Here is a 24800-nt window from a genome sequence, read left to right on the forward strand (position 1 = left end):
AACCACATCGAACGAACCATCGGCAAACTCAAGCAGCTACGACGCATCGCCACCCGTTACGACCGCATCCCGCATAACTACCTCGCCAGCCTCTACATCGCCGCCTTGCCCTTCTGGTGCTGAATGTCGATACAGCCTAGGGCTCCGCCCTCGGCGCACTTCAAGAGGCTTCCGCCCGGCTTCCTCCACGCTGCGCGTTCCGTGCAGCCGGTTTTCCCCGCGAAGCCTCCTTCCGTTTGCACACCCGCTGCTCGCCGCGAGGCAGGGTTCCTTCCCAACATCATCGTCGGCAGACAGAGCAGCACCCAGACATCGTTGTGGAGGGCTTCCCGGCGAACAGCCGGCTCGGCGGCCTGTCGGACGATGGGCGGTTTTTCTTGCCGGCGATTGATCTGCAACGTCGCGATCAATGATCGACGTCGTCATCGTCTCAGATGCGGTCTGCGTCATGCCGCCCGGATTGCCGAGCGAGACTATTTTCGGAGCCATACGACGTCGTAGCTCGAGCCAAGGGTTTCATCCGTTCGCGGGCACAATGGTCAAGCCAAAATGGAATACGCGAGTGATCAACCGCAGGGGCTCATCCGCACCGTGCGGGCGCGTATCTCGGCCGAGAAGTTGTTCGTCGTCTTTTTCACCATAGCCCAATCCTCTCACGAGTTGGGGCCTCTGACCTCCCCCAGACCGGGGCGGTTCAGTACGCTTCCGGGCGGGGCCACAGGTTGTGATCCCGACAGACTCCGCTCGGAAGCTCCCGTGACTCGAAAGAGATTCTTCGAGTCCCATCAATGCTGGCCGAGATAGGCGCTCACCAGCTTCTCGTCGGCCATAAAGCCTGCCCAGCCGCCCTCTGGAATTTCGTGAGCCACTCGTCCGGTGGCCATAACATAGGCCCGGCTCGTGGCGCTTGATGCGATGGCGATGTTCTGCTCGACGAGGATGATACTCATCCCATCGACACGAAGGCGGCTGAGCACATCCAGGATGTCCTTGACCACCTTGGGCGCGAGGCCGGTGGACGGTTCATCCATCACCACCACGTCTGGCTGTAGCAGCAGTGCGCGGGCGATGGCCACCTGTTGCTGTTGCCCACCGCTGAGGAGGTCACACCGCACGTTCAGCTTCTCCCCCACCGCGGGGAAGAGATCTATGATGCGCGCGAGGCTGAACACCTGCCGGCGACCGCGACCATTGCGCTCGGCGAGGGCAAGGTTTTCCCGCACGGTGAGCTCCCCGAAGAGATTGCGATTCTCCAGCACGACCGCGAGGCCAAAGGCGCCGCGGCGCTGGGGGGGAATACGGGTGATGTCCTTGCCGCCGAGCCGGATCTCGCCTCCCTGCACCGGCAGCAGGCCGGCCAGCGTCCGTACCAGCGTCGTCTTTCCGGCGCCGTTGGCGCCCACGAGGCCGACGATGTCGCCTGGGCCAATGTCAATGTCTATACCCTTGAGAATCTTGAGGGCACCGTAGCCGGCGCAAAGCCCTTTGACGTTCAGCATGTCACACTCCCAGATAGGCTTCGCGCACGGATGCGTCCTCCTGCACCTCCGCCATCGTGCCGGAGGCGATGATCCGCCCGAAATTGAGCACGTGGACGACTTGTGTCACCCCCATCAGCTCCATGTCGTGGGAGACGAGCAGGATGGCGATGCCCTCCTCGGCAAGGAGCTTCAGCTTCACGATGAGCACCTCGATTTCGATGGTCGTAAGCCCGGAAGATGGCTCATCCAACATCAGCAGCCGTGGCCGTCCCTGATAGGCGCGCGCGAGCTCCAGAAGACGGCGCTGTCCGGCGGTCAGGAGAGCGGAGGGCCTGTCGAACACCCCGTCGAGGTCGAAGAGCCTGGCGGTGGTCCAAGCCTGCTCGCGCATGCTGGCCACCTCGCGCCACGCCGAGGGAAGGCCGGCAAGGCCTGAGAAGAAGCCGGACCGCCCGGACTTGAAGGCCCCCACCATCACATTCTCGGCGACGGTGAGGCGTTCGAACACCTTCGGGGTCTGGAAGGTGCGCACGAGTCCGTCGAGGCTGCGCTGGCGTACGCTCTTGGCACGGATGTCGCGGTTGCGGAAAAGCACCTCGCCGAAGGTCGGCGTGAGGAAGCCGGAGATGATGTTGAACAAGGTGGTCTTGCCCGAACCGTTGGGCCCCATGAGGCCGGTGATGCCGGTATCCGGTACTTTGAAGCTCACGTCGTGCAGCACCTGGAAGCCGCCGAAGCGGTGACCGACGGATTTCAGCTCCAGCGACGGCGTGTCCGTCCCGCTGGGTGCGATGGGCGAAGGCAGGCTCATGGCGTCGTCTCCCCGCGACCGGCGCCGATGCGGCGGCCGATGACATCGATCACGCTGCGGCCGACACCCCACAGGCCATCCGGAAAGAACACCACGGAGGCGATGAGCGCGAGGCCGAACAAGACGCGGTGGATGTCCCCGAAGGCGCTCAGCATCTCCGGCACGAGGCCGATGAAGAGCGCCCCGACGACCGCGCCAGCCGGCACCGATGCGCCTCCGATCACGGGAACGAGCAGGAACATGATGGACCGGTCCACGCCGAAGCTATCCACGTTCACAAATCCCACGTAGTGGGCGAACAGGCTGCCGGAGAGCGCACCGAGCGCGCTCGACATCATGAACATCCACAGTTTGAGACGGGCATTATCGATGCCCATCACCAGGGCGGCTTCCGGTGCGTCGCGCATGGCCCGCATGGCGAGCCCGAGCCGGCTTTCCATCAGATTGTGCATGGCGAAGATGATCACGAAGACGATAGGCCACACGAGAAAGTAGAACTTCTCGGGCGTGTCGAAGGTAAAGCCGCCCGCGGACAGCTTCGGCACGCCGGGCACGCCGAGGGTACCGCCGGTGATGAAGTCCGCCTCGAAATAGATATTGGTGCAGATGATGCCCAGCGCAAGCGTCGCCAGCGCGAGGAAGTAGCCGGACAGCCGCAGTATCGGCCGGCCGATGAGGGCGGCGAGCGCGAGGGAGATCGCGATGCCGATGGCAATGCCCGCCACTGCGGGCCAGCCCAGTTGCACCGAGCAATAGGCGCTGGCATAGCCGCCGATGCCGTAGAAGGCGGCCTGGCCGAGATTGACGATCCCGCCTTGTCCAAGGAGGAAACCGACACCGGCGCCCGCGATGGCGTAGAGCCCGCAGAACACAAGCAGGTCCACCGCGTGCCGCTCCAGGAGGAAGGGCAGGAGGAGGAAAGCCACGGTGCCAGCGACCATGAGTGATGCCTTGGCGAGGGATGTGCGTGAGGGATGCGCGGATGTGGAACCGGCCGTGTGGGGGCCCGAAGGTGCCGTGGACGTCGTATTCTGAGGCATGGTTCAGCCTCCCTTGCGCCCGGCCCGGCCAAGGATGCCGTCCGGAACGAAGATCATGATGACGATAAGCAAAGTGAGGGCGACGGCATCTTTCATCCCGGATGAGACGAAGACGATGGACATAGCCTCCAGAATGCCGATGACGAGCCCGCCGACGAGCGCTCCCAACGGGTTGGCGAGGCCACCAAGGATGGCCGCGGCGAAGCCCTTGAGTGTCAGGAGCGGTCCCATCTGGTAGCCTACCCCGATGAGCGGGGTGGCCAGCAGGCCTGCGAGCGCCGCGAGCAGCCCGCCCAAGGCGAAGGTGGCGGTGCGCATGGCGCGGACGTTGATGCCTGTGGTCGCGGCTCCATCCGGATCGATGGAGGCCGCCATCATGGACAGCCCGAGATGGGTGTGGCGGTAGAACAGCCGCAGCGCGAGGATAAGCCCGGCGGAGATGGCGATCACCCAGAGGGCATGCTCTCGGATGATGGCGCCGAAGACTTCGTAGATCTCACCCCCAAGCGGGGGGAGCAGGTGCTCCTCCCGCCCGAACAGATAAAGCACGCCTGCGGAAAAGGTGAAGCCCAGGCCCACAGTGAGCAGCAGGAAGGATTCCTCCCTCGCCCTCCGCGCGAATAGCAGCCGGATCGGCCCGAGTTCCACCAGGATGGCGATGGCCATCCCGGTGAGCGCGCCCGTCACCACGGCGAGAGAGAGCGGAAGGCCCCACACCGTGGCGCCGAACACCGCCGTCGCAGCTCCCGCGACGGCCAGCTCGCCTTGCATGGCGTTGATCACGTGGCTGCCTTTGAAAATCACGGCGATGCCGAGCCCGACAAGGGCATAGACGAAGCCGTTGGTGACGCCGGCAAAGAGCGCCTGGGTGAATAGCATCAGTGCCATGGAGTGCCTCCCGCTGTTCAGGTCAGGAGCCGGCCTTGAATGGCAAGCGGACGAATTTGCCCTTGTCGAGCCGCGAGAACACGTAGCTTTTCAGCGTGAGCCCGGTGAGATCCTCCTGGGAGAAGTCGAACCGGGCCATTGCGCCCTCGAAGGGGCCGCGGATCGCCTCGCACAAGGCGCCGGCCGGCGCATCGGGGCCGGCCTTGGCAAGGCCGGCGGCTACCGCGTTGAAAGCATCCCATGCGCTCGCTTCCATGGTCTTGGGCAGCACGCCATATTCGCTGCGGAAGGCGTCCACGAATACGGTCTGGTTCGGCAGGGGATCTTCTGCCACCAGAAATTCGGCGAACACGATATTGTCGGCGGCATCGCCCATCACCTTCACATATTCGTAGGTGGCAGTGCCGAGGGCGGACAGGAGGGGCGCGTTGAGGCGGATCTGCCTGGCGTTCCGGAACGGAGTCGCGGAATTGCCGATGATGGCGACGGCGTCGGGGGCGGTGGCCTTCACCTTGGCCGCCTGGGTGGTGGCATCGGTTGCGCCCACTTCCCATTTCTCCACGGCGACGAACGCCACCGGGTAGTCTCCGCTCACCTCCTTGAGCTTTGCCATCACGATGTTGCCATAGCCGGAATCATGGAGAATCCCGAGCTTTGCAGCCTTCAGCTCCTTGCTGGCGACCTCCAGCAGGGCGCGGGCATTGAGGTCCTGCGACGGCAGCATGTGGAACACACAGCGGCGCGACCTTTCCATGGGCACTCCAAGACCGGTAATGGCCATGACAGGCACCTTGGCCGGGTCGGCAACGCCGCCAACCGCCAGCGTGGAGGCGGTGAGCGTCGGGCCGATGATGGCCTGAACCTTCTGGCTGAAGATCAGATTGTTGGCCTTGGTGACGGCGACATCGGGGCTCGACCCGTCATCCTCGATGGTGAGCTGCACCGGACTGCCGTTGATGCCGCCCTTTTCATTGAGGCGCTTGGCGGCGAGCAGAAGGCCATTGCGCTGGGGGATTCCCGCGCCCGCGCCCGGTCCCGTCGTGGACAGGATGGCACCGATGCGGATCGGCTCAGGGGGGTGGGCGGCGGCCGGTCCGGATGCGGCAAGACCGAGGGCGACGCCGGCGGCGAGCGCGAGGAGCGCCCGACGGGACATGGGGTTCATCTTGTTCCTCCCTCAAATTTTTATGTATTTGAACGCGTGCTCTACTTAAATTCCCAAGAAAAACTCTTCGAGCAAATGGGTTCCATTTGCCCGGATCGCGGCTCAGAAGCCGACGCGATCGCCTCCCTTCAGCGCCAGCATGGCGCGTGCTTCCCCCGGCGTCGCGATCTCGTGGCCGAGCTCCTCAAGGATCCGGCGCACCTTCGACACCTGGTCTGCATTGCTCGCGGCAAGCTGGCCGCGCCCGATGAATAGGCTGTCCTCCAGCCCCACCCGGACATTGCCGCGGAGGATGGCGGCTTGGGTGGCGACGGGGATCTGGTGGCGGCCGGCGGCCAGCACCGACCACACATAATCCTCTCCGAACAAGCGATCGGCGGTCCGCTTCATGAACAATACATTGTCCATCTCCGGCCCGATGCCGCCCAGGATGCCGAAGATCGTCTGAACGAAGAAGGGCGGCTTCACGAGCCCCCGGTCCACGAAGTGGGCGAGGTTATAGAGATGGCCCACGTCGTAGCACTCATGCTCGAAGCGCGTGCCATGCTCCTCGCCGAGCAGCTTCAGGATCCGCTCGATATCACGGAATGTATTGCGGAAGATAAAGTCGTCCGTGCCTCGCAAGTAAGGCTCTTCCCACGCAAAGCGCCAGCTTTTGTAACGATCGGCGAGCGGATAGATACCGAAGTTCATGGAGCCCATGTTGAGTGAGCACATTTCCGGTTTCACAACGAGCGGCGCCGCCAAACGGTCCTCCACCGTCATGTTGAGGCTCCCGCCGGTGGTGATATTCAAGACGGCGTCGGTCGCCTGCTTGATCACCGGCAGGAACTGCATGAAGATCTTGGGGTCGGGCGTGGGGCGCCCGTCATTGGGATCACGCGCGTGCAGGTGGAGAATAGCGGCGCCGGCCTCCGCCGCCGCGATGGACTGGGCGGCGATGTCCTCCGGGGTGAAGGGGAGCGCCGGCGACATGGTGGGGGTGTGGATGCCCCCCGTGATGGCGCATGTGATGATGATTTTTTTCGACCGGCTCACGCTTCTGCTCCTTCGGTGGGTTTGCGTGCAGCGGATTTCAGATGCTGCATCAGCGTGCGACGCACGTCATCGGCGGCTTGCGGCTCCCACCGGCGGAAGCCTTCTCCCGACTTCATCCCGAGCCGTCCGCGGGAGACCAGCTCACGCAGATAAGGTGACGGCATGGGGTCGCGATTGAGGGCGGGCAGGATGGTGTCGTGGATGGCGAGCGTGAGATCGGTGCCCACCAGGTCCGCATTCTCCAGCGGTCCAAGCACGGCGAGCCGACGCCCGAAGCTCGCTTTCACCACCGTGTCCACCGTATCCGCATCGCAGACCCCTTCCTCGACGAGGGCGATCGCCTCGCGCCACAGGGCATGCTGCAATCGGTTGCCTATGAAGCCCGCCACGTCCTTGCGCACATGGACGGGAGTCTTCCCCACGGCAGCGAGGATATCCAAGGTCCGGGAGATGACGTCCGGCGCGGTCCGCTCGGTCCCGATCACCTCGACCAGCGGCACCAGGAACGGCGGGTTCCACCAATGGGTTCCCAGTGCCCGCTCTGGCCGGATCAATTTCGACATGATGTCGCCGATGGGAATGACGGAGGTGTTGCTGGCGAGAATGGCGGCGGCGGGCGCCACGGCCTCGATCTCGGCGAACAGGGCCTGCTTCAGTCCGAGGTTCTCGGCGACGGCCTCGATGACGAGATCCGCATCAATGGCTGCATCGGCAAGCCTGGAACAGGGAACAACACGGTCTGCCGCGCTTTCGTCTTCGCCGAGGGCCGCGAGATTGACGCGTATCCTCTCACGCAGCGACGCCAGGGCCTCGGCGGCCGGATCGTAAACTCGGACCTCATGGCCGCGGGACGCGAATACCTGCGCGATGCCGTGGCCCATGAGGCCGGCGCCAACAATGGCGACGACATTTCTCGTAGTCATGCCTTTCTCCTCCCATGAGGGGCACAGGGTGCGACCTGCCCCGGCGGGCGCGGGGGCAGGTCAGGTCGGGCTTGGCGTCAGAGCGGAACACCGGCTTCGATGCGATAGCTTTGCTGAGGGTCCTCGATGGCAACGAGGCGGATGATGCAGCCGTCGCCGCGATCCCAGTTCCAGGGAAAGAAGACGAAGGTGACCCTTTTACCTGTGACGGCATCAAGATCGCCGCCCACATTCTCGATGCCGAGGATGCCATTGCTGAAAAGCTTGCGATGGACCGGCTCCCACTCGGGGTGGTCGTCCTTCCAATCCCGTCCGCCGGACCACGCCTTGTACTCCTCGGCGAGGTGGGGGTGGAGCGGCCCATTGCGGTGCGGGCCGATGGCGGTGGCCAGCGGATGGTCATTGGCCTGGGTATCGTGGCCGACCACCTTCACCTTCTTCTCCACGAACCAGTCGCCGGCCGAGGCCACGAAGCCGGGAGCGTAGCAGAAGTAGTCCGAGTTATCCCCGTAGAGCTTGTGCCAGCCGGTATTGACGATGACGACATCACCCGGCCGCACATGGGCGCCGGCGGCCTTCTCCAGATCGTCGTAGGTGATGGGCTCCCACTGCTTTTTCGGGATCGAGACGACAATACCCGTTCCGAAGAAATGGGGGAGCGGCACCTCATCGATGAAGGGCGTGCCCTCGACCACATGCGCCGGCGCATCGATGTGCGTCGTATTGTGCATGGTGGTGGTGATCCGCTGCGTCAGAACACCCGATTTCGCCATGTAGTGAATGCGATCAATCTGGACATCCTGAAAATAGGGCCAGTTTGGAGACTGAAATCCAAATCGATGTGAAAGATTATAAAACTTGAGTCCCATGTCGTTGTCGAGATTCGACTGGAACTCGATGCCACGGATAGTGACAGTCATGCAACGCCTCCCAGCGTTCTTGCCCCGGTAGGGGGCGGATCTTTTCGTTGTTATTGGGGTATCGGGCGCTTCGGGTGTGGTCAAATACAATGATACATGTGTACTATGATCCGATACAGATGAGGAGGAATCCATGTCGAAGGATGGAGCGGCGATCCGGGAAAACGGGGGTATTCAGGTGATCGCGCGGGCGGCCGCGATCTTGCGGGCGCTTAAGAATGTGCGGTCCGGCCTCAGTCTCGCTCAGATCGCAGCGCGCGTCGGCCTGCCGCGCTCCACGGTACAGCGCATCGTCAACGCATTATTGGAAGAGAACCTCGTGATCTCCGCGGGGCCGGAGGGCGGCTATCGACTAGGGCCGGAAATCCATGCGCTCTCGCGCTCCGGAAAGATCGACATCGTGGAGGTGGTGCGTCCTCACATCGTCGCCATATCGCAGAGCACGGGCGAGACCGTCGACTTCTCGGTGCTGCGTGGAAGCGAGGTCTTGTTCCTGGACCAGGTGACGGGCACGCATAGGCTGCGGGCGGTTTCTGCGGTGGGAGACATCTTCCCCTTGACCAATACGGCCAACGGCAAATGCTGCCTCGCCCTGTTGGACCCCGAACGGGCGCGCGCCCTCATCCTCAAGGAACTGCGAAGCTCCAAACGCCTGGACGCGGTTCTCGCCGAGATCGCCGAGGTGCGACGCACGGGCACCGGATTTAACCACGAGGAGCACACCGTCGGAATCAGCGCGGTCGGGATCGGCTTCCGCGATGCCGCGGGCGGTCTTTACTCAATCTCCGTTCCGGTTCCGACATCAAGATTTATGATGGTGAAAGATGATGCAATTCGCGAACTTCACTTTCATAAAAAGATGATTGTGCAGAAAATTGGATCTGAACATAGGAATATATAAAATGTATCATTTTTAATATTATTGTTCTTATATTTACAAAATTCACAAATATCATTGATAAGCATGAAGCACATCAGCGATGCATCCGGTGGCGGTCCTCAGGCTTTCTACGTTGTGTGAGCTGCTATCCACGAAATCGGCAGCAGCTCAGGAGCACACTGGCCAGTCAGATAATTTCAGTGCCAGTAATTCGCTATGGGTTGCGACCATGCATGGCAGCTTGTCCGGTAAGCATCGCCGATGTCTGGGAGGCGGAGAAGCCCTCTCTGAAGCCGTTGCCGACGCCGTTCGATGGTTATGTCGAGCAAAGCAAGCGGGTGTCTCCGACTTGTCTGATTACGTTTGATCGCAACAGGATGATGCACCGTCCATTCGGGGAACATGCGCCGTTCGCCATGCTGCGCAGCGTAGAATCCCCCTCCCGAACCGGGCGTCCGCACGATATTCGCAATCAGCGTGCACAAATCCCTGTGACGCCCCCCTGCCCTTCTTCCTTGCGGCTCCGGTCCTTCGTCAGCGCCATGATCCTGTTTGCGTGAGCGACGGAAGCAGGGCGCGCCCCAACTCCTGCACCCGATGCGCCCCTGATTTGATACTCATAATCTCCGGCCTGTTCGATTCTCGAAATCCGGCCCTGCCATATCCGCGCGTTCACGCTCACACATGCAGCCAGGTTGCCATGCCCATTGGCCCATCAAGGTTCTACTGACCGGCTTCCACACTCCCGTCTTGATGCGCTGGAGGCAGGACAATTGATCTATTTCGTTTGGACGCTACCCGCCTTCGCGGTGATCATTTCGATTGCGAGCGGGCGACTGGGGACGCTCCCGGCCTCGGTCGTCGGACTGTCGGTCGCGCTCATCGTGACGCTGACCAGCGCACCGCAGATATTTCTGGCTCCTGACGCGGCCATTTCGCTTTTGCGCGGCGCGTGGATCGGCTGGACCGTGGCGCCCTATATTTTGGGCGGGCTGCTTTTCTGGCAGATGGCGATCCGCCCAGGCAACGCGACCATGCCAGTTGAAACGGCCCTGGGTGATCCACAGGCAAAACGCCGCCTTCTGTTCACTGCCTGCTTTCTGATTGGCCCATTTGCGGAGTCTGCAACCGGATTCGGCATTGGCATAATCGGAACGATGATGCTGGTGCGGCGGCTGGACGTTGCGCCCATCTACCTTCTGTCGTTCAGCCTGCTCAGCCAGACCATGATCCTGTGGGGCGGGATGGGAAGCGGCGCGATCATCGCGGCCGCATTTGCGCGCACAGCCCCCACCGCGCTTGCTGTCAATACGAGCCTGTTTCTTGTCGCCTTCAATGTCCTTTGGCTACCGCTTTACTGGTCCATGGCCAATAAAGCCGGCATAATCGCGGACTGGCGGGAATGCGCGAGCGAAGCGGGGTGGCTTGGCCTCTGTCTGGCCGCCGTCATTGCCGCTACTGTGCTGCTTGGGCCTGAGACGGCGATGCTGGCCTCCTATGGGCCGATTATCGTGTTGCGCTACATCGCCGATGAACGCCCCGACCGCCGAAAGCTGGTGCGGGCTCTGGGCCGGATGGCGCCCTTCGTCTTGCTGATCGGATGGCTGGTCGCGACCAGGATGATCCCGCCCATGGCGCGCTTCCTCTCGGAGACGGCACGCATGCAGCCATTCGCCGGGGCGCCTGCATGGTCGCCGCTGTTCCATGCCGGCACATGGCTTGTCGTTGGCGCTGTTCTGACCGGGATTCTGCGCGGCCATACCGCTGCTTTCGGGATGGAGATCCGGCAGGCATGGAAAACCGGCCGGCTTGCGGTTCTCACCGTCATCACGTTTTCCATGATGGGGGAGCTGCTCTCGGGTTCTGGCGTCGCCAAGGGCCTGGCAAACGGATTATTCAACGCATTTGGCGCTTGGGCCCTCGTTCTGACTCCGCAAATATCGGCTGTTTTTGGTGCGCTCGCCAATAGCGGCAACGCGGCCAATAGCCTGTTCATGTCCTCACAGGTCAGTCTTGCAGCCGGCGCCGGGCTCAATGTCGCTGCCGTGATCGCACTCCAGCAGGCCGCGGCTCTCTCGCTCAATATGGTCTCGCCGGTTCGTATGTCGATTGTCTGCAGCCTCGCCGGAACGCCGGGACGGGAGCGCGATGCCTATCGCACAATGCTCCCTTTTGCCGCCTCGACCGTTGCGGTTGTTTTCATCGGCTCTCTATTGATCGCGCTGAAAATCATTTGAACCGGCCCTGACAGGCTGCGTTTTTCCCGATATGACGCATTCCGTCGCATCGAGAAGTGCCTTGCAGTCCTCTTTCATGCCGACCGATATTCTCAGCCAGTTTGCAATCCGTGGCTGACGAAAGTGGCGCACCAGAATGCCGTGCGAGCGCAGGCCTGCAAACAAATTCTCCGCGGCGACTTCGCCGTGTGAAACGAACAGGAAGTTTGCTGCCGAGGGCAGAACCTCGAATCCCAGTCCGCCCAGCGCGTCTGCCGTTTTGTCCCGCTCATCCATGATGCGCTTCCGCGTGAAGTCGAACCACTCGCGGTCGCCCCAGGCCTCGATGGCGCCGGCGAGCGCCAGACGGCCAAGGGGATAGGAATTGAAGCTGTCCTTGATCCGGCGAAGTGCCTCGATCAAATGCGGCTGCCCCACGGCAAAGCCCACACGCAACCCGGCCAGGCTGCGCGATTTCGAAAAGGTTTGCGTCACCAGCAGGTTGTCATAGCGCGGGACCAGCTGGACAGCGCTCTCAGCCCCGAAATCGACATAGGCTTCATCGATCACCACCACGACATCAGGATTTTGGCGCAGTATCTGTTCGACCTTATCCAAAGTCATGGCGATGCCGGTCGGGGCATTGGGATTGGCGATCACGATGCCGCCGCACGGTCCCATATAGTCGCCGGGGTCGAGCTTATAGGCGCTGTCGAGCGCAAGCTGCCTGAAAGGCAACCCATAGAGATTGCAGTAGGTTGGATAGAAACTGTAGGTCACATCGGGAAACAGCACGGGCCCCTTGTCGCGAAAGAACGCGTTGAAGGCATGCGCCAACACCTCGTCCGAGCCGTTGCCAATGAAAATGCTATCGGACGGCAGGCCGAGGGTGGCGGCGATGGCATCGCTCAGGTCCCCGGCATTGGGGTCCGGGTAAAGCCGCAGATCATCGCCGGTTGCAGCCCGAATGGCCGCGAGCGCCTGCGGCGACGGGCCATAAGGATTCTCGTTGGTGTTCAGTTTGATGTATGTGCGGCCCTTCGGCTGCTCCCCCGGAACATAGGGAACCAGCGACTCGACGAAGGGGCTCCAGAATCTGCTCATGATGCGTTTATCCTCTATCGGTATTCCCGGACTCAACGGAATTCACGGATCGCTCCGATGATCTGGTCCTGAATGCCATCATCGAGATACGGCCCCATGGGCAGGCTGATGACGGCATCGGCCTTCGCTTCCGATACGGGCAAACCGCCGGGACCGATCGGGTATCCGGCATAAGCCGGCTGCCGGTGCAGAGGGATCGGGTAATAGATCGCCGTCGGAATGCCGCGCGATTTCAGATGCGCAGCCAAGGCATCACGGTTGCGGTGCTCAATCGTATATTGCGCCCAGACCGAAAGCCCTCCCTCGATCACGGTCGGCGTTGCGGCCACGGCACCAGCCAGACCACTGGTGTAGCGGTCGGAAACGCGGTTCCTCAGCCCGATTTCCGTGTCGAAAATCCTGAGCTTTTCCAGAAGCACCGCGGCCTGGATCGTGTCCAGCCGGCCGGTCATGCCCAATCGCAGGTTCAGATATTTGGGATCATGGGCAAACCCGCTGCTCTCGATATCTCTGGCGGTTGCCTGGCCATGCACCCGCAGCGATGTGAGGTGATCATATAGCGTATCATCCTTCACCAGAATGGCGCCGCCGTCCCCATAGCAACCCAAAGGCTTCGCCGGGAAGAAGCTGATCGTCGTCGCGTCAGCCCAATAAATGGGATGACGTTCATGCAGCGTGCATCCAAAGCCTTGAGCGGAATCGGCGATCAGCTTCAGCCCATGCGTATCGGCAATCGCCCTGAGGATCGGATAGTTTGCCGGCTGGCCGAACAGATCAACCGCAATGATCGCCCTGGGCTTCAGTAGCGAGTTTCGTGTGACATCCTCGATTGAAGCCCGCAAATGCACTGGATCGATTGTCAGTGTATCCGGCCTGATATCCACGAAAACCGGTGATGCGCCAGTCAGGGCAATGGTTTCCGCTGTCGCGGCGAAGGTGAAGGATGGGCAGAAAACAGCATCGCCCGGACCTATGCCCCATGCCCTCAACAGAAGCGTCAGGGCATCGGTGCCGTTGGAGCAGGAAAGCGCGAGCCGGGCCTGTCCGAATCTGGCGAGTTCCGTTTCAAAAGCATGGACCTCCGGCCCCATGATGAACTGACCGCTTCGGGTCACGGAAAGAATGGCGGCGTCGATCGCCGGGCCAATCACCCGGCGTTGCGAGATGATGTCGATGAATGGCGTCAGCACGGGTCAGTCCTGCTCCTGGCCGGAGCGCGCTTGCCGGCCATTATGTTGGATTTTTGCCTGATCGAGGACGGAGGCGAGGTCCTTGTCGCCGCGCCCGGAGATGTTGACGACAACGATCTGGTCCCTCGCCCGGGCGGCGGCTACATCGCCGAGGCGCGCCAGTGCATGTGCCGCTTCGAGGGCTGGAATGATGCCTTCGATCCGCGAGCACAGATGGAACGCCTCGATCGCCTCCCTGTCCGTCGCCGAAAGAAACCGGACACGCCCGATATCGTGCAGCCATGCATGTTCGGGGCCGATACCTGGATAATCGAGACCGGCGGAAACGGAATGCGCCTCCTGAATCTGGCCGTCGCCATCCATCAGAAGATAAGTCCGGTTTCCGTGAAGAACGCCTGCCCTTCCGCCGGCGATTGCGGCGGCATGAGCCACGCCGAGTCCGAGCCCGGCCGCCTCCACGCCATAGATCTCCACGTCGGGGTCATCCAGAAACGGATGGAACAGGCCGATCGCGTTCGAGCCGCCGCCGACACAGGCCAGCAAAGCATCGGGAAGGCGGCCCTCTGCCTCCATCACCTGCCGCCGGGTTTCGATGCCGATGATCGCCTGAAAGTCGCGCACCATCATCGGGTAGGGATGCGGGCCGGCGACAGTGCCGATGCAGTAGAAGGTGTCGTTCACGTTCGTCACCCAATCGCGCAGAGCCTCGTTCATGGCGTCCTTGAGGGTGGCGGAGCCGGAATGAACCGGCCGAATGTCCGCGCCGAGAATCCGCATCCGGGCGACATTGGCCTCCTGACGCTCGACATCGACCGCGCCCATGTAAACCACGCAATCCAGCCCGAAGCGCGCGCAGAGGGTCGCTGTCGCGACGCCATGCATTCCCGCCCCGGTCTCAGCGATGATGCGTCGCTTGCCCATCCGCATGGCGAGCAGAATCTGGCCGAGGACGTTGTTCACCTTATGCGCGCCCGTATGGTTGAGATCTTCGCGCTTGAAATAGATCTTCGCCCCGCCAATGTGATCCGTCAGGCCCTGTGCGAAGTAGAGAGGCGATGGACGGCCGACAAAGGTCTTGAGGTGCCCCGTCATTTCCGCCGTAAATTCAGGGTCGCGCCGGGCATCCTCATAGGCATCCGCCAAGGCGAGAATGAGCGGCATCAGCGTTTCTGAAACGAAACGGCCTCCATATTTGCCGAACTTTCCGCTCTCGTCGGGTCCGTTGCGGAGGGAGTTGATGAGGTGCTCATTCATTGGCCGGGCCTTCTTCTCGCCGAAACAAGCGTCGGCGAGAGCCCGTCTGACGGGACTCTGCGGAACAACGAACACAGATCGGCATCTATTGTCGCCGGGCAGAGTAACCGCCCACTGGTCCGCCAAAGAGAACCGGATTTGATAAACCGGATAGGCCGGATCTCCTGTTTCAGCAGCAGGGAACCGGCCTGCCGGGCGATGTCACGACAAGGCTCGTCCCGCTATTGCATGCCGAAACGCCCAATCGAGCCAGGGCAGCACAGCGGCCATGTCATCATTCTCGACCGTCGCCCCGCTCCAGAGACGCAAGCCGGGTGGCGCCTCGCGATAGGAAGCCACGTCATATGCAACGCCTTCCTGTTCAAGCGCCGAGACCATCAGGCGCACGAATGCCGCCTGCTCGTCAGAACCGAGCGCTGCAATCGCGGGATCGGCAATGCGCAGGCAGATCGCTGTGCAGGATCGTATCGCAGGGTCATCAGCCAGAAACTCGACCCAATCCGTACGCCCGACCCATTCGGTGACGGTCTCCAGATTGGCCTCGCAACGGCGCACCAGTTCGGGCAGGCCGCCGATCGATTGCGCCCACTTGAGACCGTCGATCGCATCTTCAATGACCAGAAGAGATGGCGTGTTGATGGTGTCACCCTCGAAAAAACCGGGCACGATCCTGCCATTGCCGGCCATCCGGAAAACCTTGGGAACCGGCCATGGTGGCACATGGCTCTCCAGCCGCTCGACCGCACGCGGGCTCAAGACCAGGACGCCATGCCCGCCCTCCCCGCCAAGAACCTTTTGCCAGGACCAGGTGATGACATCGAGCTTTCGCCAGGGAAGGTCCATGCCGAAAGCGGCCGATGTTGCGTCGCAGATGGTCAGCCCAGTCCTGTCATCAGCGATCCAGCCGCCATCAGGAACCCGAACGCCCGAGGTCGTGCCGTTCCAGGTGAAGACAATATCGCGGGCTGGATCGGCTTCGCCCAGTGCGGGCAGAGCGCCATAAGGAGCGGTGAAGCTGCGGACGTCATCGAGCCGCAGCTCGCGAATGACATCATTCAGCCATTCGGCTCCAAAACTTTCCCATGACAGCACATCAATACCGCGTGGCCCGAGCATCGACCACAGCACCATCTCCATCGCCCCCGTATCCGACCCCGGCACGATGGCTATTCCATAATCATCGGGAATACCGAGCACATCGCGCGTCAGGGACAACACCTCCCGAATCTTTTGCTTGCCTGCTGCCGAGCGGTGCGACCGGCCGAGAACGGCATTCGCCAGCGCGCGGGGCTGCCAGCCCGGCCTCTTGGCCGATGGGCCGGACGAAAAACAGGGGCGTGCGGGCCGCTTTTGCGGTTTTGGCAGATTGGTCGACACGGTGTTTCCAGATGAAACGGGAACGGAAGCAGGCCCATTCTGACCAGACCCCTTCGCGTCCGCGGAGATTGAACTCTCGCGAACGATCATGACTGCCGCCCCATTGGGGAGTGCCGGATGCGACAAGAGTTCTGGGCCGGGATGCACCGAACCGGCCTGGCAAACTTCACTGATCCGGCTGCTCACGGGAGCCGGATGAGCTGATAGAGAGATGGCGTGGGGCCGGATGGCGGAGTGGTGACGCAACGGACTGCAAATCCGTTTAGCCTGGTTCAATTCCAGGTCCGGCCTCCAACACCTTGTGAAATGTGAGCAACCCCGCGCTGGCTGTCTCCGGGCCGACAGTCGCGCGGCATCCGAAGGGCGCTGGACATGGCGATTGTGGATGAAATCCTGATCGGGGCGATCACGCCGCTTGGCCCGCGCGCCGCACCGAGCGGTATCGACAAGCACCCGGTACAGAGCCGCCTTTTTCTAGGACCGGAAGGGTTTGACGGTGATGCCCAGGGCGACCGCAAGCATCATGGCGGCATCGAAAAAGCCGTTCACCACTATGCCTATGAGCACTATGCGTACTGGATCGCCGCTCTCGGAAGCCGGGATGTGCTCACCAGACCGGGAGCGTTCGGTGAGAACCTGTCCACACGCGGCCTGACGGAACGGGATGTCGCCATCGGCGATACATTCAGGCTCGGTGGCGCGGTCCTTCAGGTCAGTCAGGGTCGCCAGCCCTGCTGGAAGCTCAATACACGTTTCGAGACGGCGGACATGGCGATCCGCGTCCAGAAATCCGGCCTGACGGGATGGTATTACAGGGTTCTGGAGTCCGGCTATGTGGAGCCGGGCGACGAACTGCGTCCGCTGGACCGCATATCCCCGGAATGGACGATCCAGCGTCTCTGGCGTGTCCTTTACATCGACACGATGAACCGTGACGAGCTGGCCGCGATGATCGAGCTCGACCATCTGCCGGAAAGCTGGCGCGGCTATGCGCGAAAGCGTCTTCAGACACGGCAGGTCGAAGACTGGTCCCGGCGTCTCCAGGGAGAGCCATTGCCATCGGCCTGATCGAGGCGAAGATGGTCGCCACGCCATGACCGAATTGCACCGGGCACGCCCTGACAGTAATCTGGCTGATCAAGGTGCTTCGGAATAACAAAAGAAGATATGCCGGATGGGTAAGGGAACCACGCTTGCGATCGAAGTCCGGCCGGAGCCGCGGGAACCCGTGTTCCTCGCTCTGGCGCGAACGATTGTCGAAGAGATCGAACGCGGACGTCTGAAACCCGGCGATCCGCTGCCCGGCACACGCGCCCTCTCCCACAATCTGAAGCTCAACCGTAATACGGTCGATGCGGCCTATCACGAACTGGCCATGCAGGGCTGGCTGGTGACGGAGCCCGCGCGGGGCACCTTTGTCGCAACCGATCTTCCCGATATGGCCATGCAGCCGCAGCCCATCCGTTCGGCGGGCCATGCGGCCAAGCCCGTCCGGGCTGCCGAGCCAGTGCTTCTTCGCTTGTCCGATGGCTCTCCCGACGTGCGGCTGGTGCCGACAACGGCCTTTGCCCAGGCTTTTCGCCGTGCGCTTTCCAGCGCCGCATTCACATCAGGCGGCACCTACGGCGATCCGCGCGGAAACGGCAAGTTACGCAATGCGCTGTCTTCCTATCTGCGCGATGAACGTGGCCTCACGGCCGCCCCATCCGACATGCTGGTGACGCGCGGGAGCCAGATGGCGCTTTTCCTGGCCGCTTCGGCGGTGGCTGATCCCGGCTCCCTCATCGCCGTCGAGCAGCCCGGCTATCCGCTCGCATGGTCGGCGTTTCGTGCCGCGGGGGCGGATGTGATCGGTATTCCGGTCGACGCCGGCGGGATTGATGTTGAGGTGCTGGAGAGGATTGCAAGGGCCAATGGCCGCCTGCGCGCCGTCTATGTAACGCCTCACCACCAATATCCGACCACCGTGACGATGGGCGTCGCCCGGCGGCTGCGCCTGCTGGATGTGGCGCGGCGGTTTGGCCTTGTCATCATCGAAGACGACTATGATAACGAATATCGCTTCGATGGCCGACCGATCCTGCCGCTTGCGGCGCGGGCTGAAAGCGATCTGCCGATCATCTATATCGGCTCCCTGTCCAAGCTGCTGGCTCCGGGCATCCGCCTCGGTTATGCGGTCGCGCCGCCGCAAATCCTGATGCGGATGGCGGACAGGCGCGAGGCTCTGGACCGCCAGGGTGATCTGCCGCTGGAGCATGCACTGGCTGATCTCATCGAGGATGGAACGATCAAGCGCCACGCCCGCAAGGCGCGCCGGGTCTATCACACGCGCCGGGATCTCATGGCCCGGTTGCTGCGCGAGCGGCTATCCGGGGACGGACAGTTTGCCCTGCCGGCCGGCGGGCTGGCGATCTGGCTGCGCCTGAATGAGGGCCTGAGCGCCGAGACATGGGCCGCGAACGCCGCGAAACTCGGCCTTTCGGTCATGCCGGGCATTCACTTCGATCTGGAGACGGTGAAACCGGCCGAAGCCTTCCGGCTTGGCTTCGCGAGTCTCGACGAACGCGAGCTGACGCGCGCCATCGACATATTCGAGCGCTCGAAACCCTCCCGCTAAAACCGGCCCAGAGGTTTTATCCGATCCGCCCCTGCTTGCTGGTCCGCATCATGACTAAACCCTGTAGACGCACAGGAGGGCGTCATGGTGATCGACAATGCTTTTTATCAGAACGTCACCGCTGGTCCCGAAACGACGGGACACGGCCATGTCTGATCCGCTTTTGCAGGTTTTCAAGCGGATCGATCTTTCGTTCGCGTTTGGAAAGGGATCGTGGCTCTATACGCAGGATGGCGTGCGCTATCTGGATTTCGCATCCGGCATCGCCGTCAACTCGCTCGGCCACAGCCATCCGCATCTGGTGAAGGCTGTCAAAGCCCAGCTGGGTAAGCTCTGGCACACCTCGAACCTTGTCCGCATTCCGGAAGGCGAGCGGCTGGCGAAGCGTTTGGCCGATGCATCCTTCGCGGATGTTGCCTTTTTCGCCAATTCGGGCGGAGAGGCAAACGAGGCCGCCGTGAAAATGGCGCGCCGCTTTCATTCGGCGGCCGGCTCTCCTGAGCGGTATCGCATCATCACCTTCGCCGGAGCCTTCCATGGCCGCTCGCTCGCGATGATCTCGGCAACCGGATATGAGCCCTATCTTGACGGCTTCGGCCCTCCGGTAGACGGATTCGATCAAGTGTCGCTTGAGGACTGGTCCGCCCTGGACCGGGCGATCACGTCGCAGACGGCTGCGATCATGCTCGAACCGATTCAGGGCGAAGGCGGCTTGCGCCATGTGGCACCCGAAACATTGCGCCGCCTGCGTGCGCTTTGCGATGCGCATGGGCTACTGCTCATTCTCGATGAAATCCAGACTGGCGTCGGCCGGACTGGCAAGTTCTTCGCCCATGAGTGGAGCGATGTCGAACCCGATATCGTGACGGTCGCGAAGGGGATCGGCGGCGGCTTTCCGATGGGTGTATGCCTTGCCACCCACAGGGCGGCCAGCGGCATGGCAGCCGGAACCCACGGCACGACCTTCGGCGGCAATCCGCTCGCCATGAGCGCGGGCAATGCCGTTCTCGACATCGTACTTGACCGGACCTTTCTCGATCGGGTGCTGACGATGGGGCAAATGCTGAGCGAGGGCCTGCACCGGATTGCGCGGAATTACGACGATGTTGTCGCAGGCGTGCGCGGGATGGGCCTGCTCCAGGGTCTTCAGATGCGCACCAATGCGGCCGCTTTCGTCGATCTCCTGCGCTCCCAGCACCTGCTGGCGGTTCCGGCACGAGACAATGTGGTGCGGTTCGCGCCTCCGCTGACGGTGCTGCCGGGTGAAATCACCCAGGCCATGCGCCGGATCGAGATTGCGGCCAATCTGCTGCGCGACGGAAAGCGGCATCCGCCCCGGAAGCGGCCGGCGCGCAAGAGCCCGGTCATGCCGAGGGAAGGCTGCGCGCCGCCCGCAAATGCGGAGCTGCCGGCATGAGCATCCTCTCCTCGATCAAGGGGAGCCTGACTCCGATCCACAGGGCAGGCTATCCATTCATCCTCATTGGCCTCGCCGGGGTTGCTGGCTTCAGCTTCATCTCCCCGTCGATGGCCTGGATCGCCATCATCGTGACGGTCTGGATTTGCTATTTCTTCCGAAACCCAAGTCGCACGACGCCCGTTGAGGATGGGATTGTCGTTTCACCTGCGGAAGGTCGGGTGAGTATGATCGCGGAGGTTCTGCCGCCCCGCGAGCTCGCCTTGCCGGCCGAGCCGATGCTGCGCGTTTCGGTTTTCATGAGCATTTTCGATTGCCATGTGAACCGCGCGCCAGTGACCGGACGAATACGGCAAATCGCTTACACGCCGGGCCGCTTCTTCAATGCCGAGCTCGACAAGGCCAGCGAGCATAATGAGCGCAATGCGATTGCACTCGAAACGCCGCATGGCCTTGTGGCGGTCGTGCAGATTGCGGGGTTGATCGCCCGGCGCATCGAGCACTGGGTTGCGGAAGGCGATGACATTGAGGTTGGAGACCGTTTCGGCCTGATCCGCTTCGGCTCCCGTCTGGACGTTTATCTTCCCCTTGGCACACCGCTTTGTGTGGCGGTGGGCCAAAGCGCCATCGTTGGTGAAACGGTTCTGGCGAGGCTGGGTGGCGAACCGGCCAAGCGACAGTACAAGACCGCTTAAGGCCGTCAGCCCAATATGCGGTTCTCGTCGCACGGGCGGGGGAAAACGAATTGGGGACGGCAGTCATGCCGTCCCCTGAAGCCATTCGGTAAAGGTTTTCCGGGCGGCCTCGCGCAGCGCCGGTCCATATTTTGTCGCGTCGGCCCGAAGAGCGCGAGGATCAATACCCGCCGAGGCAAGTTCGGCGGCATGGCCGATCAGCCAGCGTTCGATTCCTGCGCAGGCATCCACTTCCGGGTGGAACTGAAGACCGAGGACATGCGACCCGATCGAGAAGCCCTGCGTCGCGCACACTGTTGTCGTGGCGAGACTGGCGGCGCCATCGGGTATATCGAAGGCGTCCCCATGCCAATGAAGGACGGGAACGCCTTCCAGATGCCGAAGCGGCCCAGACCGCCCGGCCCCTGTCATAGAGAGAGATGAAAAGCCGATTTCCTTGTATCCCATCGGCGCGACCTTCGCGCCGAGCGCCGCGGCGATCATCTGGGCACCGAGGCAGATTCCAAGCGTCGGGCGACCCGATGCCAGACGCCTTTCAATGATCTGCCGTTCCTCTTCGAGGAAGGGATAGGCTTCGGTTTCATAAACCCCGACCGGGCCACCCAGAACAATCATCAGGTCGGGAAGGGTGGCATCGAGAGTCCACAGCTCGTTCATCCCGATATCGTAATAATGGATACGATACCCGGAAGCCGTAAGCACGGCCTCGAACGTGCCGAGATCTTCAAAATGAACGTGGCGAATGACTGCTGCCGTTTTCAGCATGCGCGTGCTCCGGTTGCAGCCATGGCCTCACCCCAGCGCAGACAGGTCGGCGCCATGATTGATGTGATAGACGGCCTTGCCGATCACAAGGGCCGGCACGGACTTCACGCCGGCCGTGCGCGCTTCTGCAATCCTGTCCCGGGCATCGCCGAGATTGACGGATTCGACAGCGTAGCGGCTGCGGTCGAGCGCATTGACGAACCGTTCTTCCGCATCCGTGCAGACCGAGCAGCCGGCGTGATAAAAGACTGCCTTCTCCACCATGATAGTACTCCTCTGATCGATGAAGCGGTTTCCATGAAACCAGCACAGATGAGAAGTATTGATCTCCGGCCCATCCCGGAAGGTCCGGTTGTCACTTGAATGATGGGCCGGATGAGATGCGAAGACAGGTCAGCAATAGGCATTTCTGGCCGGGCGCGCGCCGAAGAGATCCTCATCAGCCATCGCGATACTGCCCCTCCTCGATAGCGATCTCAAAATCACCCGACATGCCCATGGAAAGCTGCCGAAGGTCGGGTTGAATGGAACCCGCCCGATCGTGGAGGCCGCGCCACAGCCTGAGGCAGGTTCGCCCCCGCTCGGTATCGGCGCTGAAAATCACGATCATCGTGGGATAGCGCGGCTTGGAACGGAATAATTCCGGCTGTCGCTCGACGAAAGCCATGCGGTCGGCGGGGTGAAAGCCCACGCACTTTCCTCGCCTTGGCAGGATGCGCGCCAAGCTCTCACGGTCTCCAGTTGCGAATGTTTCCACAAATGGCCTGAACCACCCTCCACAAGTGGATGGGAACATCGGGCCATTTGTTCGCTAGACATCAACGCAAAGAATGGGACGCAAGCCACGTTTCAGGAGACACGAGAGAATTATGCCGACGATTCCGCCGCCAGGATCAGGCGAGCCGACCAATATCATCTCCATCCAGAGCCAGGTCGTGCATGGTCATGTCGGCAACAGCGCCGCCGTCCTGCCGATGCAGGTCCGGGGGCTGACGGTCGCGGCGGTGCCAACGACCCTGCTCTCCAACAATCCCCATTTCGAGACCATGCGCGGGCGCGTGCTGGAATCCGAACTTGTCGGCGATCTGCTGCGCGGGGTGGAGGAACGCGGTCTGATCCAAACGAGCCGCTACATCGTTTCAGGCTATCTCGGCTCTCGCGCCAATGGGGATGTGGTCGCGGCCTTCGTCGAGCGGGCGCGGCGGCTCAACCCGGATATCGTCTATATCTGTGATCCGGTCATGGGCGATGCCAATCTCGGCGTCTTCGTCGCCGATCAGGTGGTGGACTGTCTGCTCGAGCGTCTCGTGCCGATGGCGGATGTGCTGACGCCGAACCAGTTCGAGGCCGGGCTGATCGCGGGGGGACAGCTGAGGACATGGCGCGAGCTTGAGGCGGCCGCTCTGGCAATAAGGATGCCGCGCGGAGCGCGACTGGTCATCACCGGCTGCACCCTCGCCGATACGCCGGACGGCGCGCTGGAGAATATCGTTTTCGAGGATACGAGCTGCTCGCGGCTGACATTCCCGCGCCTGCCCATCGTCCCCGTCGGGACGGGCGATCTCTTCACCGGCCTTCTGACAGCCAATCTTGCGCAAGGGCGCCCTCTCGTCGAGGCCGTCCGCGACGCCGCCCGCGTGCTGCTGGACGTGCTCGACCGCACGATCGCCAGTGGCGAACACGAAATGCGGCTCGCCAGCGTCATCGAAGCGCTTGCGCCCAACCTTGCGGAGACACCCCAATGACCCTTTTCAGCTATCAGGATTTCTTCACGAACGAACTGGCCGAACTGCATCAGGAAGGACGCTATCGCGTCTTCGCCGACCTGGAACGCGAGCCGAAAAGCGACATCTACGCCTTCGATCATCGTGTCGGCAGGCGGGTCACCATCTGGTGCTCCAACGACTATCTGTCCATGGGTGTCCATCCCGATGTCATACGCGCCGCAAGCGAGGCATTGCACCAATATGGCGCGGGGGCCGGCGGCACGCGCAATATTTCCGGCACCAGCCATGAGCACGTCCTGCTGGAACAGGAGCTTGCCGACCTTCACCACAAGCAGTCCGCCTTGCTGTTCACATCGGGCTATGTCGCAAATGATGCCGCGCTCTCCACGCTCGGCCGCCTGCTGCCGGGCTGCGTGATCTTCTCCGATGCCCTGAATCATGCATCGATGATTGAGGGCATCCGCCATTCAGGCGCGGAAAAGCGCGTGTTCGCGCATAATGACTGGCGCGACCTGGAGCGGCAGCTCTCCACCGTCTGCAAATACCGGCCGAAGCTGATCTGCTTTGAGAGCTGCTATTCCATGGATGGCGATTTTGCCCCGATGGAGGCGATCTGCGATCTCGCCGAGAAGCACAATGCCTTCACCTATGTCGATGAAGTCCATGCCGTCGGCCTTTACGGGGCGCGGGGCGCGGGTGTGGCGGAGCGGGATGGCCTTCTCGACCGGATCGACATGTTTCAGGGAACGCTCAGCAAGGGGTTCGGCGCCATCGGTGGCTACATTGCCGGAAGGCGGGACGCGGTCGATTTCGTCCGCAGCTTCGCGTCTGGCTTCATTTTCAGCACGGCGCTGCCGCCATCCGTGGTCGCGGGCATCCGTGCAGCCCTGCATCACCTGAAGGAAGACGGTTCGGCCCGGCAGGCGCTGGCGAGACGGGCGGCATCCCTGAAAGGAAAGATGCTGGCTAACGGCATTCCTGTCCTGCCGAGCCCGAGCCATATCCTGCCTGTCATGATCGGCGACGCCGCACTGGCAAAGGCGATAACCGATCATCTGATGGCCGAGGATGGCATCTACATCCAACCCGTCAACTACCCAACGGTGCCGCGCGGAACCGAGCGCCTGCGGATTACGCCGACCCCGCTTCATACAGATGAGGACGAGGATGCCTTGATCGCGGCGCTTGTCGCAGCCCGCGATGCCTTCCCGCTCTGGCGGGAGCTGATGAGCACTGCCCGGCCCCTTCCTGCACCCGTGATGGTGCGGGAAGACGTCGAGTGACCAGGATCC

General features: G+C 62.2%; 24 protein-coding genes and 1 tRNA gene. 10 read left to right on the forward strand and 15 right to left on the reverse strand.

Annotation, left to right across the window (positions count from 1 at the left end; genetic code table 11):
- Nucleotides 1-785 precede the first annotated feature (785 nt).
- The 8 genes from ACT6QG_RS10120 to ACT6QG_RS10155 all read right to left on the reverse strand — a co-directional run bounded on the left by ACT6QG_RS10120 (nt 786) and on the right by ACT6QG_RS10155 (nt 8266).
- On the reverse strand, nt 786-1499 hold the full coding sequence (locus ACT6QG_RS10120) for an ABC transporter ATP-binding protein (protein WP_444977451.1): 714 nt from the start codon (nt 1497-1499) through the stop codon (nt 786-788).
- Between the two features lies 1 nt (nt 1500).
- Complete coding sequence (locus ACT6QG_RS10125) at nt 1501-2292, reverse strand: ABC transporter ATP-binding protein (protein ID WP_444977452.1); 792 nt, start codon at nt 2290-2292, stop codon at nt 1501-1503.
- Nucleotides 2289-3233 (reverse strand): branched-chain amino acid ABC transporter permease, encoded by a 945-nt coding sequence (locus ACT6QG_RS10130; RefSeq protein ID WP_444977453.1) that lies wholly within the window; start codon nt 3231-3233, stop codon nt 2289-2291. Before ACT6QG_RS10130 ends, ACT6QG_RS10125 begins: the two co-directional genes overlap by 4 nt.
- Nucleotides 3234-3335: 102 nt before the next feature.
- The gene (locus ACT6QG_RS10135) at nt 3336-4220 is read right to left on the reverse strand and encodes a branched-chain amino acid ABC transporter permease (RefSeq protein ID WP_444977454.1); all 885 of its coding nucleotides are present in this window, start codon (nt 4218-4220) and stop codon (nt 3336-3338) included.
- 22 nt (nt 4221-4242) lie between these two features.
- Nucleotides 4243-5385 carry an ABC transporter substrate-binding protein gene (locus tag ACT6QG_RS10140; protein WP_444977455.1) on the reverse strand — a complete coding sequence of 381 codons (1143 nt, stop codon included), beginning with the start codon at nt 5383-5385 and terminating at the stop codon, nt 4243-4245.
- A 102-nt stretch (nt 5386-5487) separates the two neighbouring features.
- On the reverse strand, nt 5488-6423 hold the full coding sequence (gene kce / locus ACT6QG_RS10145; protein WP_444977456.1) for a 3,5-dioxohexanoate:acetyl-CoA acetone transferase: 936 nt from the start codon (nt 6421-6423) through the stop codon (nt 5488-5490).
- The gene (locus ACT6QG_RS10150) at nt 6420-7346 is read right to left on the reverse strand and encodes a 3-hydroxyacyl-CoA dehydrogenase family protein (protein ID WP_444977457.1); all 927 of its coding nucleotides are present in this window, start codon (nt 7344-7346) and stop codon (nt 6420-6422) included. Before ACT6QG_RS10150 ends, kce begins: the two co-directional genes overlap by 4 nt.
- A gap of 77 nt (nt 7347-7423) precedes the next feature.
- Entirely contained in the window at nt 7424-8266 is an 843-nt protein-coding gene (locus ACT6QG_RS10155) for a cyclase family protein (RefSeq protein ID WP_444977458.1), read from the reverse strand.
- Between the two features lie 133 nt (nt 8267-8399).
- On the opposite strand from ACT6QG_RS10155, the gene ACT6QG_RS10160 reads away from it, so the two are divergent.
- From ACT6QG_RS10160 to ACT6QG_RS10170, 3 genes are all read left to right on the forward strand, one after another.
- Nucleotides 8400-9167, forward strand: coding sequence for an IclR family transcriptional regulator (locus tag ACT6QG_RS10160; protein ID WP_444977459.1), 768 nt, complete (start codon nt 8400-8402; stop codon nt 9165-9167).
- Between the two features lie 212 nt (nt 9168-9379).
- On the forward strand, nt 9380-9706 hold the full coding sequence (locus tag ACT6QG_RS10165) for a hypothetical protein (protein WP_444977805.1): 327 nt from the start codon (nt 9380-9382) through the stop codon (nt 9704-9706).
- Between the two features lie 213 nt (nt 9707-9919).
- Entirely contained in the window at nt 9920-11383 is a 1464-nt protein-coding gene (locus ACT6QG_RS10170) for an L-lactate permease (protein ID WP_444977460.1), read from the forward strand.
- Here the strand turns inward: ACT6QG_RS10170 and hisC are convergent.
- The 4 genes from hisC to ACT6QG_RS10190 all read right to left on the reverse strand — a co-directional run bounded on the left by hisC (nt 11357) and on the right by ACT6QG_RS10190 (nt 16287).
- The gene (gene hisC / locus ACT6QG_RS10175) at nt 11357-12466 is read right to left on the reverse strand and encodes a histidinol-phosphate transaminase (protein ID WP_444977461.1); all 1110 of its coding nucleotides are present in this window, start codon (nt 12464-12466) and stop codon (nt 11357-11359) included. The genes ACT6QG_RS10170 and hisC overlap by 27 nt on opposite strands.
- Before the next feature lie 32 nt (nt 12467-12498).
- Nucleotides 12499-13656: a DegT/DnrJ/EryC1/StrS family aminotransferase gene (locus tag ACT6QG_RS10180; RefSeq protein ID WP_444977462.1), complete on the reverse strand. Its 1158-nt coding sequence runs from the start codon at nt 13654-13656 to the stop codon at nt 12499-12501.
- Nucleotides 13657-13659: 3 nt separating this feature from the next.
- On the reverse strand, nt 13660-14910 hold the full coding sequence (gene trpB, locus ACT6QG_RS10185; RefSeq protein ID WP_444977463.1) for a tryptophan synthase subunit beta: 1251 nt from the start codon (nt 14908-14910) through the stop codon (nt 13660-13662).
- Nucleotides 14911-15111: 201 nt separating this feature from the next.
- Nucleotides 15112-16287, reverse strand: coding sequence for a phosphoserine transaminase (locus ACT6QG_RS10190; RefSeq protein ID WP_444977464.1), 1176 nt, complete (start codon nt 16285-16287; stop codon nt 15112-15114).
- 220 nt (nt 16288-16507) lie between these two features.
- Here ACT6QG_RS10190 and ACT6QG_RS10195 point away from each other — a divergent pair.
- The 5 genes from ACT6QG_RS10195 (at nt 16508) to ACT6QG_RS10215 (ending at nt 21016) form a co-directional block, all read left to right on the forward strand.
- Nucleotides 16508-16581, forward strand: a tRNA-Cys gene (locus ACT6QG_RS10195).
- 78 nt (nt 16582-16659) lie between these two features.
- Nucleotides 16660-17355 carry an MOSC domain-containing protein gene (locus tag ACT6QG_RS10200; RefSeq protein ID WP_444977465.1) on the forward strand — a complete coding sequence of 232 codons (696 nt, stop codon included), beginning with the start codon at nt 16660-16662 and terminating at the stop codon, nt 17353-17355.
- A gap of 106 nt (nt 17356-17461) precedes the next feature.
- The gene (gene pdxR, locus ACT6QG_RS10205; protein WP_444977466.1) at nt 17462-18904 is read left to right on the forward strand and encodes a MocR-like pyridoxine biosynthesis transcription factor PdxR; all 1443 of its coding nucleotides are present in this window, start codon (nt 17462-17464) and stop codon (nt 18902-18904) included.
- Nucleotides 18905-19052: 148 nt separating this feature from the next.
- Nucleotides 19053-20321: an aspartate aminotransferase family protein gene (locus ACT6QG_RS10210; protein WP_444977467.1), complete on the forward strand. Its 1269-nt coding sequence runs from the start codon at nt 19053-19055 to the stop codon at nt 20319-20321.
- A complete protein-coding gene (locus ACT6QG_RS10215; RefSeq protein ID WP_444977468.1) occupies nt 20318-21016 on the forward strand; it encodes a phosphatidylserine decarboxylase in 699 nt (232 codons plus the stop codon). Before ACT6QG_RS10210 ends, ACT6QG_RS10215 begins: the two co-directional genes overlap by 4 nt.
- Nucleotides 21017-21079: 63 nt before the next feature.
- Here ACT6QG_RS10215 and ACT6QG_RS10220 read toward each other — a convergent pair whose 3' ends face one another.
- From ACT6QG_RS10220 to ACT6QG_RS10230, 3 genes are all read right to left on the reverse strand, one after another.
- Nucleotides 21080-21781, reverse strand: coding sequence for a glutamine amidotransferase (locus tag ACT6QG_RS10220; RefSeq protein WP_444977469.1), 702 nt, complete (start codon nt 21779-21781; stop codon nt 21080-21082).
- A gap of 27 nt (nt 21782-21808) precedes the next feature.
- Nucleotides 21809-22045, reverse strand: coding sequence for a thioredoxin (locus tag ACT6QG_RS10225; protein ID WP_444977470.1), 237 nt, complete (start codon nt 22043-22045; stop codon nt 21809-21811).
- Between the two features lie 175 nt (nt 22046-22220).
- Nucleotides 22221-22505 (reverse strand): hypothetical protein, encoded by a 285-nt coding sequence (locus tag ACT6QG_RS10230; protein ID WP_444977471.1) that lies wholly within the window; start codon nt 22503-22505, stop codon nt 22221-22223.
- A gap of 145 nt (nt 22506-22650) precedes the next feature.
- Between ACT6QG_RS10230 and pdxY the strand changes: the two genes are divergently transcribed.
- Together pdxY and hemA are read left to right on the forward strand one after the other, a co-directional pair.
- Complete coding sequence (pdxY, locus tag ACT6QG_RS10235) at nt 22651-23526, forward strand: pyridoxal kinase (protein ID WP_444977472.1); 876 nt, start codon at nt 22651-22653, stop codon at nt 23524-23526.
- On the forward strand, nt 23523-24791 hold the full coding sequence (gene hemA, locus ACT6QG_RS10240) for a 5-aminolevulinate synthase (protein ID WP_444977473.1): 1269 nt from the start codon (nt 23523-23525) through the stop codon (nt 24789-24791). The genes pdxY and hemA overlap by 4 nt, the downstream gene beginning before the upstream one ends.
- The last annotated feature ends 9 nt before the right edge of the window (nt 24792-24800 follow it).

This window comes from Haloleucobacter ellipsoideus (assembly GCF_052491725.1).